16 protein-coding genes are annotated in these 16615 nt (G+C 52.5%); 7 read left to right on the top strand and 9 right to left on the bottom strand.

The window, feature by feature from the left end; all coding sequences use genetic code 11:
* Positions 1-22 precede the first annotated feature (22 nt).
* The 5 genes from NEA10_RS16590 to bchD form a co-directional block, all read right to left on the bottom strand.
* Positions 23-286 (bottom strand): DUF5340 family protein, encoded by a 264-nt coding sequence (locus tag NEA10_RS16590; RefSeq protein WP_252662467.1) that lies wholly within the window; start codon positions 284-286, stop codon positions 23-25.
* A gap of 125 nt (positions 287-411) precedes the next feature.
* Positions 412-1299, bottom strand: coding sequence for an indole-3-glycerol phosphate synthase TrpC (gene trpC, locus NEA10_RS16595; protein WP_252662468.1), 888 nt, complete (start codon positions 1297-1299; stop codon positions 412-414).
* A gap of 198 nt (positions 1300-1497) precedes the next feature.
* Entirely contained in the window at positions 1498-2718 is a 1221-nt protein-coding gene (gene chlP, locus NEA10_RS16600; RefSeq protein ID WP_252662469.1) for a geranylgeranyl reductase, read from the bottom strand.
* A gap of 285 nt (positions 2719-3003) precedes the next feature.
* The gene (locus NEA10_RS16605; protein WP_252662470.1) at positions 3004-3504 is read right to left on the bottom strand and encodes a hypothetical protein; all 501 of its coding nucleotides are present in this window, start codon (positions 3502-3504) and stop codon (positions 3004-3006) included.
* Between the two features lie 4 nt (positions 3505-3508).
* A complete protein-coding gene (bchD, locus tag NEA10_RS16610) occupies positions 3509-5566 on the bottom strand; it encodes a magnesium chelatase ATPase subunit D (protein ID WP_252662471.1) in 2058 nt (685 codons plus the stop codon).
* A gap of 236 nt (positions 5567-5802) precedes the next feature.
* On the opposite strand from bchD, the gene murD reads away from it, so the two are divergent.
* From murD to NEA10_RS16640, 6 genes are all read left to right on the top strand, one after another.
* Positions 5803-7152, top strand: coding sequence for a UDP-N-acetylmuramoyl-L-alanine--D-glutamate ligase (gene murD / locus NEA10_RS16615; protein WP_252662472.1), 1350 nt, complete (start codon positions 5803-5805; stop codon positions 7150-7152).
* Positions 7153-7184: 32 nt separating this feature from the next.
* Entirely contained in the window at positions 7185-8297 is a 1113-nt protein-coding gene (locus tag NEA10_RS16620; RefSeq protein ID WP_252662473.1) for a glycosyltransferase family 4 protein, read from the top strand.
* 17 nt (positions 8298-8314) lie between these two features.
* A complete protein-coding gene (locus tag NEA10_RS16625) occupies positions 8315-9367 on the top strand; it encodes a glycosyltransferase family 4 protein (protein ID WP_252665389.1) in 1053 nt (350 codons plus the stop codon).
* A 146-nt stretch (positions 9368-9513) separates the two neighbouring features.
* A complete protein-coding gene (glmM, locus tag NEA10_RS16630; RefSeq protein ID WP_374111785.1) occupies positions 9514-10947 on the top strand; it encodes a phosphoglucosamine mutase in 1434 nt (477 codons plus the stop codon).
* Between the two features lie 154 nt (positions 10948-11101).
* Positions 11102-11518, top strand: a complete 417-nt coding sequence (locus NEA10_RS16635) for an element excision factor XisH family protein (RefSeq protein WP_252662475.1) — start codon at positions 11102-11104, stop codon at positions 11516-11518.
* Positions 11506-11838, top strand: coding sequence for a XisI protein (locus NEA10_RS16640; protein WP_252662476.1), 333 nt, complete (start codon positions 11506-11508; stop codon positions 11836-11838). The genes NEA10_RS16635 and NEA10_RS16640 overlap by 13 nt, the downstream gene beginning before the upstream one ends.
* A gap of 16 nt (positions 11839-11854) precedes the next feature.
* Here the strand turns inward: NEA10_RS16640 and NEA10_RS16645 are convergent, their stop codons facing one another.
* The 4 genes from NEA10_RS16645 to NEA10_RS16660 all read right to left on the bottom strand — a co-directional run bounded on the left by NEA10_RS16645 (position 11855) and on the right by NEA10_RS16660 (position 15384).
* On the bottom strand, positions 11855-12046 hold the full coding sequence (locus tag NEA10_RS16645; protein ID WP_309494332.1) for a hypothetical protein: 192 nt from the start codon (positions 12044-12046) through the stop codon (positions 11855-11857).
* A 101-nt stretch (positions 12047-12147) separates the two neighbouring features.
* The gene (locus tag NEA10_RS16650; RefSeq protein WP_252662477.1) at positions 12148-13449 is read right to left on the bottom strand and encodes a flavin-containing monooxygenase; all 1302 of its coding nucleotides are present in this window, start codon (positions 13447-13449) and stop codon (positions 12148-12150) included.
* A gap of 79 nt (positions 13450-13528) precedes the next feature.
* Positions 13529-14347, bottom strand: coding sequence for an SDR family NAD(P)-dependent oxidoreductase (locus NEA10_RS16655; protein WP_252662478.1), 819 nt, complete (start codon positions 14345-14347; stop codon positions 13529-13531).
* A 50-nt stretch (positions 14348-14397) separates the two neighbouring features.
* Positions 14398-15384, bottom strand: coding sequence for an SDR family NAD(P)-dependent oxidoreductase (locus NEA10_RS16660; protein WP_252662479.1), 987 nt, complete (start codon positions 15382-15384; stop codon positions 14398-14400).
* A 38-nt stretch (positions 15385-15422) separates the two neighbouring features.
* Here NEA10_RS16660 and NEA10_RS16665 point away from each other — a divergent pair, with 38 nt between their 5' ends.
* Positions 15423-16610: an alpha/beta hydrolase gene (locus NEA10_RS16665; RefSeq protein ID WP_252662480.1), complete on the top strand. Its 1188-nt coding sequence runs from the start codon at positions 15423-15425 to the stop codon at positions 16608-16610.
* Positions 16611-16615 lie beyond the last annotated feature (5 nt).

Raw genomic sequence — 16615 nt, forward strand, 5'->3', positions numbered from 1 at the left:
GGCCTAGGTTCCTGATGCTAAATTAACTGGCTTCGCGATCGCTCATGGGTGCAAGAGACTCCATCGGTTGGTTTAATGACCAGCGATACTCCACAGGAATCCCCTTGAGCTGACAGGCCTGTTCCAATCGCTTCTGCTGAGAGAGAGCTTTACGCAGGGTCATGATCAATTCGTCAATTTGTCGTCGTTCCTCGGAATAGTGATTCACCGAAAACAAGCTTTGACGTTCGAGCAGCTGGAGAAGTAACTCGTAATGAATGTGAGAAGGAAGGGGAAGCGGCTCCATGTTAATTCGTAAGGGGTTAGGTAGACAGGCAGCGGAGCATTAACAGCCCTAAGTTTAAGGACTCAGGACAGGTAGCACATATTACTCTCTATTGTAGGGCCGTCAGGAGTCAGGCTTGGGATGAATTAGGAAGCAAAGAGGCGGGCGATGGCGGCTCCAGGGTCTGGTTGTCGCATCAAGGACTCTCCCACTAGAACGGCACTGGCCCCGGCATTAGCCACGCGATCGAGGTCTGCTCGCTCAAAGATTCCTGACTCGCTGACAATAACAACCCCCTTGTCTTGAATCTGTTGCTGACGAGATGCCAGTAAGTCAGTGGTGGTTTGCAAACTGACGCTGAAGTCTTCTAGGTTACGATTGTTAATGCCAATGAGTTGGATGCCTTCTAAGGCCAAGACGCGATCGAGTTCTTCGGCGGTATGAACTTCCACCAGGGCAGCAATCCCAAGGAGTTTGCTGATTTTGAGGAAATATTGCAAATCGCGATCGCTCAGTACAGCGGCAATCAACAACACAGCATCGGCCCCTCGCCCCCGGGCCTGATAAATCTGATAGGGGTAAATGATAAAGTCTTTACATAATACAGGTAGATTGACCGCTTGACGAGCATCCCGCAGATAGTCAAAACTCCCCTGAAAGAATTTTTGGTCTGTTAATACGGACAGACAACTGGCCCCGCCGGCTTCATAGGCTTGGGCGATCGCCACCGGGTCAAAATCTTCGCGAATTAGGCCCTTACTCGGTGAAGCTTTCTTGACTTCAGCAATTAAGGCGGGGTTCGTTTTTCCCCCATGCAATGCGGCGACAAAGTCCCGAGGAGGGGGAGCAATGGCCACTTGTTTCTGAAGTTCCTGCAGGGGCATATAAAGGCGGAGTTTGGCGACTTCAGTTTCTTTATGCCAAACAATTTCTTCTAAGATATTCGCCGGTTCGGCATCGGGAATCGGGACTTGATACTCACACCCGTCAGTTTTGACGGGGGGATTGGGAGAGCGACGGCGAATTCTGATCATGGAGATAGGGAATGGGGAACGGGCAAGAGGCAAGAGGCAAGAGAGAACCACAGAGTCACGGAGGACACAGGGGTTACTGTTACTAGAAGCCTTATGGTATCAGGTTTTGGGGCCAGGATGGGGGAGTTTTATGATGAAAAAAAGCGCGAGAAACTAGGTTATAGCTCCTCGCGCGGCGTTTAGGTTTTAGGGTGAGGCTTAGGGTGCGAGGGCGTTACCACGCAAGAGGCTACCAATCGTCTTAGCGGTGATTTTCATCTGCACCAGGGGATTGGCGGGGACGACGGTTTTATACAGATAGCTATCAAAGGTGAGCTTCTGCACGTCTTTGTCGTCGCACATTTCCACAAACGCTTCACGAGTGGCATCACTGCGGTAGAACACCCGTTGCAGGAGATCTAACACGAGGTAAGTCATGCCATACTGTTTATCCCAGCGTTTGAGGTAGAGGTTGAGATCCGCCTCCGTAGGCAGTTTTTGACCAGCGTTGGTGGTTTCCACGATGGTTTCAGCACACATCCGGGCGGATTTCGCCGCGAAGTAGATCCCTTCTCCCGAGGATTTGGTCACGGTTCCAGCAGCATCACCGACGAGGGCGACACGGCCACGAACCCGACGGGGACGGGGATGCTCGGGGATGGGGTGGGCTTCAACTTTGATAATTTCTCCACCTTCGAGACGACGAGCGGCCCGAGCGCGAATTCCCGCTTGGAGTTTCTTGATTTTGGCTTGGTTGACGCGCATGGTTCCCGTTCCGACGGCCACGTGGTCGTATTTGGGGAACACCCAAGCGTAAAAGTCGGGAGAGACATCGTCACCGACGTACATTTCCGCCAAGTCGTTGTAATAGACCATTTTGTCTTCCGGCAGACGAATCCGCTCTTGGAAGGCAATGGCGTAGTTATAGTCTCCGGCTTCGATGGCTTTGGCGACACGGGAGTTAGCACCGTCAGCACCGATGACGACATCCACTTTTAGGGTTTTGTTTTCCCCCGTTAGGCTGCCGTCAGAGTGATCGGCATAGTGGATGACGTAGGGAGCAGTGTCGCTCGTGGGAATTTCGAGTTTATGAACGGTTCCGTTGATCAGATTCGCTCCGAGTTTTTCGGCGCGATCGCGTAAAAAGCCGTCGAGAACTTCCCGGCGGCACATTCCAATATATTCGTCTTCTTTGACAATGCGGATGTCCACCTCACGATTGGAGGGGGAGATCATTTTCATGTTGCGAACCCGACGGTCCACAATCTCTGGGGGGATGTCAAATTCACTGACCATACACAGAGGAATGGCTCCTCCACAAGGCTTAGCGTTATCCAACTTGCGCTCAAACAAGTAGGTTTCGATGCCTGCCTTTGCCAAGACTTCAGCGGCAGATGATCCAGCTGGTCCAGAACCAACAACAGCAACCCGAATGCCCAAAGTTCTTCTCCTATACATCGCTTACATCTATCTGATGCTGAATCCTAGCATGGCCGTTTGGTCTGTGAACGAGACTCCCTTGAAGTTGTGACGGAATGAAACAGATTGTAATAATTTGCAACGAAACCCTGAGCTCAGTCTACAATTTGCCCTGAGATCAGCCTTAAACTTAATGGGTTCACGGGTTTAATGTTTTGTTTTGTTAAAAAATATTGCAATTATTCTATTTTTGTGGTAATAAAAGTTCCTATGATGGGGAATGCAGGCGGTTTTCTCCCGGATTCTCTAACGGCGGAATCGACAGTCCCTTAACCAGGTTTGAATCGCTTGTCCAACGGCTCCTTGACTGCTCTCACGGGGAGGACTGACAATTCCTAGTTGAGGATAGTCGCCAACGGTGGAAAATAGGGAAACTAACCACCAGCCTTCCTCATTTTGGCTAAGAAAAAGCCAATGGAAATGTTGTAGTTTAACGCTGGTGTTGTCGTAGGGAGTTCGTTCTAAGGTGGTGATAAACACCTGTTCAACCCCTTCGGGAATGGGTTGATTGAGGGGGAGTGGTTCAAACTCTGGGTTCCCGGCCACTAGAACTGTGGTGCGATGGCTACGGGGGGCTTGCACGGTTTGCGATCGCCGCAACACCCGATTCATATAACCGGGCAAGTCGGGTAACATCTCTTCAATGAGGGGTTCGAGGGCGGCGGGACAGGCCTGAGTTGGGCTGGCCAGTAGCCCCCAACTCAGTAGAATTGCCCCGAGTCTAGTCCTGAATCGTCCCTGAACCATAAGGTTAGCCCATTGCATCTTTTAGAGCGTTTTGGGTCATGGCGGCGATGGCCTGGTCACTGGCTTTAGGCAGATGATAGTAAGTTCCACCGGCGGTTTCGGCGAGTTCCTTAGCGAATCCAGTGGAGACGAAACGGCTTTCGGTGTTTACCACCAGTAACTGAATCCCGAGAGCGCGAATCCGTCCGGCGATATCGAGCAATTCAGCTTTGATGTCGGGTTTTTCCTTGGGGTCAATCTCTTCACCGAGCGATCGCGCTAAGGGGATGTTGCCCCGGCCGTCAGTGATGGCCACAATGGCCGTTTGCCCCACATCTCCCGATTGCTGGGCATTGAGACAGACACGCACCGCTTGGGTTAAGCCATGAGCCAAGGGAGACCCGCCCCCACAGGGCATCCGTTCCAGGCGACGGCGGGCCTGGGTAATGGAGCGGGTGGGGGGTAGCAAGACTTCCGCTTGTTCGCCTCGGAAGGGAATTAGAGAGACTTGATCCCGACTTTGATAGGCTTCTGTGAGCAGTTGAATCACGGCCCCCTTGGCTGACTGCATCCGGTTTAGGGCCATAGACCCCGAGGCATCCACCAGGAACACCACCAGGGCCCCGGCTTTTCGGGCTAGGCGTTTCGCTCGTAGGTCGCTTTGTTCCACAATAACCTTGCGGTTGGGTTCCCGGAGGCGGCGGGCTTTCTGGTAGGGAGCGGCGGCCCGGAGGGTGGCATCCACGGCGACTCGTCGCACTTTCCCCTGGGGCAGAATGGGTTTGATATAGCGGCCGCGATCGTCGGAGATAATCAAACTCCGGCTGCCAGAGTTGCCCGCCCGCTGCATGGTTTGGGCGAAGTTCATCACGTCGGGGTCGAGGATGACCCCTTCGGGGTCGAAGATAAATTCTTCGGGGATGTCGGGGGTTTGGTCTTCGGGCTGTTCTTGCTCGTCCTCGTTGTCGTTGTCGTCGTTATCGTCGTTGTCTTGGGGGTCGTTGTCGTCGTTGTCTTGGGGCGATTCTGGGGGGGGTGGGGGCGGTTGTTCTTCTTCCGGGGGGGTTTGCACGACGGTGGAGCGCGGTACAATCACCAGTTCCACGGCTCGGCGTAGGTCGTCGGCGTTGACATCGCTGCGGCCTTCCAGGGCGGCGGCAGCTTGGGCCACACGCAGGGCGAAGAGTTCGGCACGATGGCCTTGGACGACTCCCCGGATGGCTTCGTTGACAAGATATTGGATTTGTTCAGGTTTAATTTGAACGTCTTGCAGCCATTCCCGGGCCAGGAGGATTTGGGTTTTGAGACCGTTGAGGTCTTCGTCGAATTGCTTGAGGAAATCATCGGGGGATTTGGCGTAGTTTAAGACTTGTTGAACCGCTTCGACGCGCATATCGAGTCCTAAGACGCGATCAGCGGAGAGGGTCATGGCAATGCGATCGAGCAGGTGTTCCCGGAGGGGGCCTTCTTGGGGGTTGTAGGTGGCGATGAGGAGAGGTTTACAGGGATGTTGAATGCTGATTCCTTCCCGCTCGATGAGGTTGCGACCCTCGGTGAGGACGCTGAGGAGGAGGTTGGCGATTTCCGTGTCGAGGAGGTTGATTTCATCGACGTAGAGAACGCCGCGATGAGCTTTGGCGAGGAGTCCAGGCTGGAAGACGGGTTCGCCTTTTTGCACGGATTGTTCTACGTCGACGGAGCCCAGGAGCCGGTCTTCGGTGACGTTGAGGGGGATTTGTACGAAGGGGGCGGCGATGACTTGGGTGTTGAGGTCGCTGATGTCGTCGGGGTTATCGGCGTTGCGGTTGGCGTAATGCTCCAGGGCGATGTCGTCCCATTCTTCGGGGCGGGTGGGGTCGCAGTTACTGATGGACTCGCTCAGGACTTCGATGGGGGGAAGCAGGGCATGTAAGGCCCGAGCCATAACGGATTTCGCGGTTCCTCGTCGGCCGGCGATCGCCACTCCACCGACCCCTGGGTCTACGGCGGACAACAGGAGTGCGATTTTGATGGCCTCTTGGCCAATGACGGCACTCAGGGGAAAGGCTGTTCGGCTGGCAGTGGTAAGGGCTGGCGCTGACATAGGAGCGGTTTGGGGATGTGGATGCCTATAGTGCTTGCCTTGTGATCCTACACTGTCATGGGAATGAGGGGAATGGTTGTTGGATGGCAATCCTCCTCGACCCTTGCCGCCTCCTAACCCCCTCTATACCAGGTGGGCCGATTCTCTCCCAACCTCCTCCCGTCGAGGGGTTCCTTGTTCCTCAGCCCCAGAAATATGGCAAGATTAGATGGATTTCCGTCAGGGAGGGAACCTGTATGTCAACCGCTCACATTATCGGATTAGGAAAATCGGGCTTGGCGGCGGCCCGGTTGCTGAAGTACAACGGTTGGCAGGTGACCGTCAGCGATCGCGGCACTGGAGACTCCCTCAGCCAACAGCAACAGCTCCTAGCCCAAGATAACATCCCCGTCTCCCTCGGCCATGTCTTCGACCCCGAAAACGCCCAACATCTCGACTTATTAGTCATCAGCCCCGGCGTTCCCTGGGATTTACCCAACCTGCAACAGGCCCGCCGCCTAGGAATCGAAACCATTGGCGAGATGGAACTGGCTTGGCGACATCTACAAACCTCTCCCTGGTTGGGAATCACAGGAACCAACGGGAAAACCACCACCACCGCCCTAGCCGCCGCCATCTTCCAAGGGGCTGGACTCAAGGCCCCCGCCTGTGGCAACATCGGCCATGCTGCCTGTGAACTCGCCCTGAGCGTCAGCCAAAACAACCATTCCTTAGACTGGGTGGTGGCTGAGATGAGTAGCTATCAGATTGAATCCTCCAAAACCCTCACCCCTCAGATTGGCATTTGGACGACCTTCACCCCCGACCATCTCAATCGTCACAAAACCCTGGACAATTACTACCACATTAAAGCTAAACTCTTGCAATCCTCCCAGTTGCAAATCTTGAACGGCGATGATCCTTATTTACGCAACCACCGCCAGGACTGGCCCAACGCCCATTGGACTAGCATTGAGAATGACCGGAGTTTAACTCCCTTCGCTGCCATTGATGGAGATTGGGTGATCATAGATGGGGCGAAAATTGTTTCCATTCAAGCCTTACAAATGCCCGGCCGCCATAACCAACAAAATCTTCTCATGGCTGCCGCTGCTGCCCGTTTAGCTGGGATTGAACCCGAGGCGATCGCCCAAGCCATTTCCCAATTCCGTGGCGTTCCCCATCGCCTAGAAGTCATCGGCACTTGGCAGGACATTCGCTTTATCAATGATAGTAAAGCCACCAACTATGATGCTGCCCTGGTGGGGTTAACCTCCGTGCGTAATCCCGTCATTCTCATTGCGGGAGGCGATCCCAAAGACGGCGATGCAACCACCTGGCTAGAGGCGATTCAACGTCAAGCGGCCTTTGTTTTGTTGATTGGCGATGCGGCGGAATCCTTCGCCCAGATGCTGGATGGAGTCGGCTATTCCAACTATAAAATTGTCGGAACCCTAGAGGCGGCGGTGGACGTTTCCCGAGAATTAGCCCAGACCTATCAGGCGAAAACAGTTTTGTTGTCTCCCGCTTGTGCCAGTTTCGACCAGTTTCCTAATTTTGAGGTTCGCGGTCAGGTATTTCGAGACTTATGTGAACGCTTCTTGTAAGTTTGGGCGTTCCTAGATGGAGGATTGATGAAATGGGAGAAATGGCGTTTGATGCCAGTAGTTTTCACTGGAGTCGTTCCGATGGCTTAAATCGCTATATCGGGGAGTTGTTAGAAACCTACCAAGATGGCGATCGCTTCTGTTTTTATACCACCGATTCAACCCGAGTCGGGGCGAATGCTTCTCAGTTTCAAATTCTCCGTCCCCCAACCCTCTATCGTAATGATTTCAAAAACAATCTAAGGCGCTTACTTTGGCATCAAATTGGGTTGCCGTTGTCAATTCTAAAACAGAAACAACGGTTGTTTTATTCTCCTGTATTCGAGGGGATGTTGATTCCTGTTTGCCCGCAAATTATTACCATTCATGATATTTTGCCGATTCGTTTTCCTGAAGTTTATCCCCGCATCAAATACTATTTTCAATTTATCCTACCTCAACTAATTCGCGCCTCTGATGCTATTATAACCACCTCAAATTACACAAAACAAGAAATTTTAGACCATTACAATTGCCCAAAAACCCCCATTCATGTCGTCTATCAAGGCTATCGAGAAGATATTTTCAATCTCAAATCTGATGATTTAGAACCTGCCCATTGCCGTCCTCAACCCCCTTTTATTTTATGTGTTGGAGAAACACGACCCTATAAGAACCTACGTCGCCTCATTGAAGCCTTTAGCCGAGCCAATTGTCCTAACCTAGAATTGCGGATTGTGGGCAACCTCAATAAATGCGATCGCCCCCTCCTAGACTACCCCAAACAACTCGGCTGTCACGAACGAGTCAAATTCCTGGGATTTGTCCCCGATGACGCCTTAGCCGACTTATACCGTCAAGCCATCGCCTTCGCCTTTCCCTCTCTCTATGAAGGATTCGGGATTCCCCCTCTCGAAGCCATGGCCTGCGGCTGTCCCGTCTTAGCCAGCAATCAAACCGCCATCCCCGAAGTCTGTGGCCAGGCCGCCCTCTATATCAACCCCTATGATGTCGATGACATCGCCCAGGGAATCCTCCAACTGGTGAATAATCCCCCATTGCGGCAACAATTACGAGAACGAGGACAGCAACGGGTACAATCATTTCGTTATCGTCAGATGGGCGATCGCATCCTAGACATCCTCGACCAGTACCGATTGTGCTGATTAACCTCGCCTTTTTAATGGAGAACCCCACAGGAATCAGTACCTACGCCCTGAACCTGATTCCCCAGTTGCGATCGCTCGATCCCATCCTCCTCACCCCCCAGCCCCGACTCGGATTTCGCCATCACCCCATCCCCCCTGGCCTCACCCCGGAACAAGGACTTCCCGGCCATCTCAAACGTCTCCTCTGGACACAATTCCTTCTCCCACGACTCTATCGAGACTTAGGAGGCGATCTTCTCTTTTCCCCCCTTCCCGAAGCCCCTCTCGGCTGGACTGGACGCTACGTGGTCACCGTCTATGATGCCATTCCCCTGCGTTTCCCCAAACCGGCATCCCCCATGACCTTCTATCATCGCCTCTACGTTCCCCAAGTCCTCAAACAAGCCCAACATCTTCTCTGCATCTCCCAAGCCACCGCCGACGATGCGATCGCCTTCTACGGCGTTCCCGCCAGCAAAATCACCGTCACCCCCCTGGCTTACGATCGCCATCACTATCGCCCCCTGAATCTTCCCCGCCGTAATTACTTCCTCTATCTCGGCCGACATGATCCCTACAAAAACCTACAACGGGCCATCGCCGCCTTCGCCCAACTTCCCCCCTCCCTCGACTGTGAATTTTGGATTGGCGGGTCCTTTGACCGCCGCTATACCCCCAACCTACAGCAACAGGTGCGAGAGTTGCAGATGGGCGATCGCATCAAATTCCTCGATTACATCGCCCCCGCCGAAGTTCCCATCCTCCTCAACCAAGCCCTAGCCCTCGTCTTTCCCTCCCTCTGGGAAGGCTTCGGCTTACCGGTTTTAGAAGCCATGGCCTGCGACTGTCCCGTCATCGCTTCTAACGTCGCCTCCATTCCCGAAGTCACCGGAGACGCCGCCCTCCTCGTCGATCCTTACGATTTACAACAATTAGCGGATACCATGCGGGTGTTAGCGAAAGGGGATGACGTGCGATCGCATCTTCAACAACGGGGCCGCGATCGGGCCCGCCAGTTTAGCTGGGAGAAAACCGGACAACTCAGTTGCGGTATTTTGCATCAACTGTCTTGTTCTGGCAACCCCTAACACACAATTGTTCACGGCCGGACATGGTATCCTCCATGTGTATGTCAGGTCGAGCGTATCTCGGGTCTTTGGGCGGTTGAACCTTACCAGCAAACTTTGGGACGCATCAACCTGTGAGTGTGATTTGTGTGGAGTGATTCGGAAATATGGTTATGTCACCTGTAGTTCGCCAAGCCTCAACCTCCTTGGCTGAGGTATCCCCCTTTGCGATATCCCCCCTAAACCTTCCCCCCTCCAAGTTATTTGGAACCGATGGGATTCGCGGCCATGTGGGGAACCTTCTCAACGCCCCCCTGGCCCTGCAAGTCGGCTTTTGGGCCGGCCAGGTGTTTAAAGAACATCAGGGACGGGGTGCGATCGCCCTCGGGCAAGATTCCCGCAACTCCAGTAGTATGCTAGCCATGGCCCTCTCAGCGGGACTGACCGCCGCTGGGTTAGAGGTTTGGGATTTAGGATTATGTCCCACCCCCTGCGTCGCCTATCTCGCCGCCACCTCCGAAGCCATCGGTGGGGTGATGATTTCCGCCAGCCATAACCCCCCCGCCGATAATGGCATTAAATTCTTCGGGCCAACCGGGGCCAAACTTCCCTCAGCCATTCAACAACGCATCGAAGCGGGAATTCGCGGCCAACTCAGCCTCAGTCAGAATAGCCCCAGTTGGGGCCATCACTATCATCGCCCCGAATTAGTCAACGACTATCTCAAGGCCGTTCAAACCCCCCTGGGACTGGATTTACAGGGAATGAAAGTTGTATTAGATTTAGCCTGGGGGGCTGCGAGTCATGTGGCCCCGCAAGCTTTCGCCGCCTTGGGGGCCGAGGTGATTTGTCTCCATGATCGCCCCGACGGCGATCGTATCAACGTCAACTGTGGTTCAACCCATCTCGATCCCCTACGGGCGGCGGTATTAAGCCATGATGCTTGTTTAGGATTTGCCTTTGATGGCGATGCTGATCGCGTCTTAGCCGTGGACGGACAAGGACGGGCCATTGACGGCGATTATATCCTCTATCTCTGGGGTCAGGCTTTGCGGAACCAGGGACAACTCCCGGATAATCTGATTGTCTCCACAGTGATGGCCAATTTAGGCTTTGAACGGGCCTGGGAGGCCCAAGGGGGCCAACTGCTGCGAACCTCCGTCGGCGATCAATATGTTCACGCCGAGATGCAACGAACCGGTTCCACCCTGGGCGGCGAACAGTCGGGCCATGTCATTTGTAGTCATTACGGCGTTAGCGGTGATGGCTTGTTGACGGCGTTGCATTTGGCGGCGTTAGTCAAACGCAGTGGCAATGGCTTATCGGAGTTAGTGAATCAGAGTTTCCAAACCTATCCCCAGGTGTTGCAGAATGTGCGAGTGGAGGATCGGGAGTTGCGGTTAAACTGGCAACAGTGTGACCCCCTTCAGCAGGCGATCGCCACCGCTGAGACGGCGATGGGGGATCAAGGCCGTGTCTTGGTTCGGGCCTCAGGAACGGAACCCGTGATTCGCGTCATGGTGGAAGCGGCCACCTCCGAGTTGGTCCATCATTGGACGGATAATCTGGTTTTAGCGGTTCGTCAACATCTTTTGAGTTAAGTAAACTGCAAACCACCTGGGTCGAATATCAGAAACCGGGCTTCTTGGAGAAACTCGGTTTCTTAACTGCATCCTGCACCCCTAGCGATCGGAAAATCATCCCACGGATGGGTTCCTTTGGCAAAATTCAAAGTTTATACTTGAATCATCCATCATGCCAGCCAGAGATATCTATCATGAACAGGTCAAAACCGCCTTGATTCGGGAGGGTTGGACAATTACCGATGACCCCTATGTACTAAGTTTTGGACGTAGCAACCTATTTGTTGATTTAGGGGCTTCTAAATTGGTATCCGCCGAAAAAGGAAATCAGAAGATTGCCGTAGAAGTCAAAAGTTTTATCGGAAAATCGAAAATCAATGACTTAGAAAATGCTCTAGGTCAATATACATTGTATTATGATATCCTAAAAAAGACTGAGCCAGAACGTCAGTTGTATTTAGCGATTACAGACGATGCGTTTAATGATGTTTTTAAAGAACCAATTGGCGAAGTTTTACTAGAAAATAAACGTCTAAATTTGATTGTCCTTGACCGATTAACAGGAGGAATTCGTCAATGGATAGCCTAGACTATCACCGGATTATCACTGAAATATTACAGGAGTACGCCCAAATTCCCTATGCTCATCGTAGCCTAGAGCGAAGGCTGATTATTGGCGAAGACCACAAAAGTTATGCCTTGTTTACCGTTGGACAACTCAATAACAAACAAGTTCATGGTTGTGTTCTCCACTTAGAAATTATTGGCGATAAGGTGTGGATTCACCAAGATGGCTTAGAAGATGGAATCGCCGATGAGTTACTGAACGCCGGTATCCCCCAAGATAAGATTGTTTTAGGGTTCCACCACCCTGATCTTCGACCTTATACGGGGTTTGCGATCGGTTAAGATGGCGGTAAAGTCCCTAACCATCGGGAAATTGCCAACAGGCGATGCGTTCAATCCGAGAACTTCCACAGCGACAGGGTTGGGGTTCCGAGGCCACCCACTCATAACCGCAATCTTGGCAATGATGGAACAGATTGTTACGGTTGGCCCTCTCGATTTTGGCTTTCCAACTTTCGATATCTTGGGGATTGGGATTTTGAGACATCATAATAGATTAAAACAACAAACGCCTATATTGACTCGTAAGGGCGAACGGCTGTTCGCCCTGAAATTCGGTATTCAATGCAACACATTAAGCCCCCATTTTCCTCATAACGGCTGATTCTGGAAATTTGGATCTTCTTTATCCAATTGACGGGCCTTCCACCTCAGCAACCCCCAGGCGAAATCGAGGAGTTTAAGCTGACGAAACACCCGATGAGGGTCAGACAAATGAGTTTCTGGTAACGGCTGTCCCATCGCTTTAAACACCAGTCCCAGGGGAACATCAATCTCATCCTGAAGCTGAAGACAACGGGCAAATCGAGGTCCAAATGCCGCAATCAGAGACCCCACCCCACCTCGGGCCTGTCCCCACCCCAGATAGGCTAATCCCTTATAATCAGCAAGAAACGAACCGCCATAACATTGAACCGTCGCCCCCCGCACTCGTTGCAATTCTTCGGGTAAAAAGGGATAGGCAACATGATAGCCCGTCGCGCAAACAATTAAGTCAAACTCCTCCCGGCTTCCATCGACAAACTCGACAAATTGACCGTCGAGTTGGCTCACTTCTGGCTTAGGCAAGATGCGACCATGTTTGATATAATAAGGAACTTCGTTATTTAGGGTTGGGTGTTTATCAAAAATACGATGGTTGGGTTTGGCTAAGCCATATCGCTCATGTTTGCCAAAGGTTAGGCGAATAATGGTATAAGCTAACCCCCGCTGAAGCCATTGGGGCATCCAGCCGCGAATTAAGTCCACAATGGGAAATCCGGCGAAGCTTTTGGGGATAAACCAGACGGATTCGCGCAAACTCAACACACTTTTTTCAGCAACTCGGGCGGCTTCGGCGGCGATGTCACAGGCGGAGTTGCCACCGCCAATGATTAAGACTCGTTTTCCTCGTAAAACATCGGCGGTTTTGTAGTCTTTGGAATGGATAATGTCCCCGGCAAAGGTTCCCTTAAAGTCTGGAAACCGTTTACACCAGTGATGGCCGTTACAGAGGATAACTCCTTTGTAAATCCGTTGTTCGCCGTTGGCAAAGGTCACGTTCCAGAGGTTATCTGCAATGGGGCGAACTAGCTTAACTCGGCGTTCGAGTTCAATCTGGGGGCGCAGTTGAAAGTGGTCGGCAAAGCTGTTTAAATAGGCTAGGAGTTGTTGGGCACTGGGGAAGTCGGGGTAGTCTGAGGGCATGGGAAAGTGAGTGAATTGCGTCACTTTCTTGGATGAGATAATATGGGCGCTGTCGTAAACACCGTGATACCAATTCCCGCCAATATCGTCGCTGGCATCGACTTGATCATAGGGGATTTTAGCATCGTTTAAGGCTTGGGCAATTCCTAGTCCGACGAATCCTGCCCCGATAATGAGTTGTTTGTGGTGAGTTTCGGTGTGAAGCATAGAAGGGAATAGGGGAACCACAGAGTCACGGAGGACATGGAGGAGGGGGAGGAGGAGGGGGGATTGGTGTCTTTAGGGGTTAGGGTTTGGGGGGTTGTTTGGGTTTGAAGTAGTCCACGCCCCAGGTGACAATGGGGGGGAAATAGCGTTTGAGTTGATGGAAGATTTGGGCTTTTGTGTCGGGGAAGACGTGGAGTTTGTCTTGGGCGATCGCCCTCACGACGGCCTCAATAACTCGTTCGGGGTCGGTGGCATCTTTTTCTGAAATTCCTGAGGTTTCTTGGGCTAAACTACCATATTTGTCTGATTGTAATAGGGGGGTGCGACTAAAATAAGGATAGACGGCCGTTACCTTAACGTTGTACGGCTTGACCTCGTTGAATAACCCTTCACTAAAGCCGCGTAAGCCGAATTTACTACTGGCATAATGGGCCATTCCTGCTATACCAATCCAACCCGCTAATGAAGAAATATTGACGATATGACCTTGACGACGCTGGATCATATCAGCTACAAACAGGGTGCTTAACCGCATGGGGGCCAACAAGTTCACTTGCATTAACCGTTCCCATTTGTCGCTGGGAACTTCGTCCATGCGTCCGTATAAGCCAATTCCGGCATTATTGATTAAAATATCTACGGGAATTTCTAGGGCCTTAACGGCATCATAGAGGGCCTGTGAACCGCTGGGTTGGGATAAATCAATCCCCAAACAAGCGAGAATTTTACCGGTTTTAACGTCTTTCTGAAGGGCCTCGGCATTTTGGCGTAGGGAGGCTTCGTCTAAATCAGCTAGGATTAACTGGCCGCCTGCTTTTAGGAGTTTGCGGGTAAACTGTTGGCCGAATCCACCCGCTGCCCCGGTGAGAACGATCGCAGCGTCTTTAAATTGAGTCATCTGGCAACACTATGAATCAGAAACATCGCTCAACTGGGCAACATCCGGCGTTAGGTTTTCGGGGCGGCTAACGCTCCCCAAAGTAACAGGGGCCAGGGAACGATTAGGTCTGGGATGAGTGTATCACGGTCTCTTAGGGCGGGGAACTGAGCGGCCAGGAGAAAACGCAGCGATCGCAAGGAGGCGGGACGGTTGCCAGCTTGGTCCACGAGTTGATAACGTCGGGCCAGTTCAGCGACGATCTGCACTTTGCCACTGTAGCCGAGAACCTTGTTATCAGCAGCTAAGGCGGCGATCGCCCGGCCGGTGAGTAAGGGGGTTTCCCAATTGTAGCGATCGCGCATGAGAGTCCGTTGGGGGTCCAGATTCCCCTCAGCGGAGGTGTTATCCGCGAAACGGGTGATGTGTTCAGTTCCCACAATCCCGGGCCAAACGGCAATTGAGGCGATATTATCCGGCTTCAACTCCACAGCCATGTCAGCGGCCAGGCGATCGCAGGCGGCCTTCCCGGCCCCATAGGCGGCCCCGAAGATATAAGACATTCCTCCCCAGGAGGAAATGGTACAAATCAAGCCTCGCTGGCGACGTTGCATCAGACGGGCCGCGAAAATGCTACTGACGTAGTGACTGCGTAACCCCACTTGATTCACAGAATCCCAAAGCTGGGGTTCCTGTTTCCAGAAGGGATCGCCGTAGGCCTCGGCGATGGCTTGTACCCCAGCAAAAACGTTATTTACCAACAGATCCAGTTGGCCCTCTTGTTCGGCGTCGATCCGTTCAAAGAGCGATCGCACCTGTTCATCATCACTGTGATCCACTTGAACCGGAACGCAAACACCGCCGGCCTCTTCTACCGCCGCTTGAGTGTCGAGTAAGGTTCCACCAATCTCGCGATCTTCGAGATTTGAGCGATCGTAACTGCGGCCGGTAATATAAACCGTCGCCCCCGCTTCCCCCAAGCCAACAGCAATCCCTTTTCCTAACCCCCGTGTTGCCCCAGTAACCAAGGCCACTTTACCCTGAAGATGTTGCGCCATAATGCTGCCTAGATTTCCCTAAATTTGCGATGACTCTAATGTCCGTTGTCCCGTGGCTTCTGGCGATTCTCAGCGGTTTGGGACTCCTGTTGAGTCTGGCGATTGTTGTGCCGGCCCCCACTATGTTCTTATTGGTATTTACCGTTGTCGCCCCCGAGATATCGCCCTGGCTGGTTGGATTCCATGCGATCGCCCTGTTGCTGTTGGCCCGATTGTCCCTAACGGGGGGCGTTGCGATCGCCATCCTCATCTGTAGTCTACTGGGTTTAAGCCTCAGCCTGCTACCCCTGCTGCAAGTTCCGGCCACCGTGGCCCGCTTCAACGCGGAAATGGAACGAGGATTAGGGTCAGCGTATCTCAAAAGCGTCCCTGAACCCAATCACCAGTTCATGCGTCGCCAACCGTTGCAGTTACTGGATGTCTTTCGTGGGATTCCCTTACCCTCAGTTCGCATTCAACGAGAGATTCCCTTCGCTGAACCCGATGGCGTATCGCTGACACTCAATCTCTATCGGCCACCGACAGCGGGGCAATATCCCACCGTTATCATCATCTATGGTGGGGCCTGGCGACAGGGAACCCCGAATAATGATGAATGGTTTAGTCGCTATCTGGCCAGTCGTGGCTATACCGTGGTGGCTATTGATTACCGCCACGCCCCTAAATATCAGTTTCCGGCCCAGTTGGAGGATGTGAAAACAGCGATTGGCGTTGTCTGCGATCGCGCGGAGGAGTTGGGGGTAGATGGCGATCGCATCGCCTTGATGGGGCGATCGGCGGGTGGTCATTTAGCCATGTTAGCCGCCTATGACCCCGAGGAAATTCCCATTCGCGGGCTAATCAACTACTACGCCCCCGTAAATTTAACCCAAGGCTATTACGATTTACCCAATCCCGATCCCTTGGAAATCCAAAACATTTTACGAGACTTCCTCGGCGGTACCCCCGAAGAACTCCCAGACTTATATGATCGCGCCTCCCCCTGGCATCTCGTCGCCCCCAATTTACCCCCATCTCTCCTTATCTATGGCCAGCGAGACCATATCGTACAAGCCAAGTTTGGACAGCAGTTACAGGAGAAGCTCTTAAAATCTGGCAACCGTTCCGTCTTTCTAGAAATTCCCTGGGCCGAACATTCCTTTGATGCCATCTATTTTGGCATTAGTAATCAACTGGCACTCTATTACACCGAACGTTTTTTGTATCATATTTTATCAAAACCGTAAAACTC

Origin of the sequence: Phormidium yuhuli AB48 (assembly GCF_023983615.1) — a bacterium.
GTDB lineage: Bacteria > Cyanobacteriota > Cyanobacteriia > Cyanobacteriales > Geitlerinemataceae > Sodalinema > Sodalinema yuhuli.

Coding starts and splice junctions, on each gene's coding strand:
- NEA10_RS16590 (WP_252662467.1), bottom strand. CDS start 286: ATGGAGCCGCTTCCCCTTCCTTCTCACATTCATTACGAGTTACTTCTC.
- trpC (WP_252662468.1), bottom strand. CDS start 1,299: ATGATCAGAATTCGCCGTCGCTCTCCCAATCCCCCCGTCAAAACTGAC.
- NEA10_RS16605 (WP_252662470.1), bottom strand. CDS start 3,504: ATGGTTCAGGGACGATTCAGGACTAGACTCGGGGCAATTCTACTGAGT.
- bchD (WP_252662471.1), bottom strand. CDS start 5,566: ATGTCAGCGCCAGCCCTTACCACTGCCAGCCGAACAGCCTTTCCCCTG.
- murD (WP_252662472.1), top strand. CDS start 5,803: ATGTCAACCGCTCACATTATCGGATTAGGAAAATCGGGCTTGGCGGCG.
- NEA10_RS16620 (WP_252662473.1), top strand. CDS start 7,185: ATGGGAGAAATGGCGTTTGATGCCAGTAGTTTTCACTGGAGTCGTTCC.
- NEA10_RS16625 (WP_252665389.1), top strand. CDS start 8,315: ATGGAGAACCCCACAGGAATCAGTACCTACGCCCTGAACCTGATTCCC.
- glmM (WP_374111785.1), top strand. CDS start 9,514: ATGGTTATGTCACCTGTAGTTCGCCAAGCCTCAACCTCCTTGGCTGAG.
- NEA10_RS16635 (WP_252662475.1), top strand. CDS start 11,102: ATGCCAGCCAGAGATATCTATCATGAACAGGTCAAAACCGCCTTGATT.
- NEA10_RS16640 (WP_252662476.1), top strand. CDS start 11,506: ATGGATAGCCTAGACTATCACCGGATTATCACTGAAATATTACAGGAG.
- NEA10_RS16645 (WP_309494332.1), bottom strand. CDS start 12,046: ATGATGTCTCAAAATCCCAATCCCCAAGATATCGAAAGTTGGAAAGCC.
- NEA10_RS16650 (WP_252662477.1), bottom strand. CDS start 13,449: ATGCTTCACACCGAAACTCACCACAAACAACTCATTATCGGGGCAGGA.
- NEA10_RS16655 (WP_252662478.1), bottom strand. CDS start 14,347: ATGACTCAATTTAAAGACGCTGCGATCGTTCTCACCGGGGCAGCGGGT.
- NEA10_RS16660 (WP_252662479.1), bottom strand. CDS start 15,384: ATGGCGCAACATCTTCAGGGTAAAGTGGCCTTGGTTACTGGGGCAACA.
- NEA10_RS16665 (WP_252662480.1), top strand. CDS start 15,423: ATGTCCGTTGTCCCGTGGCTTCTGGCGATTCTCAGCGGTTTGGGACTC.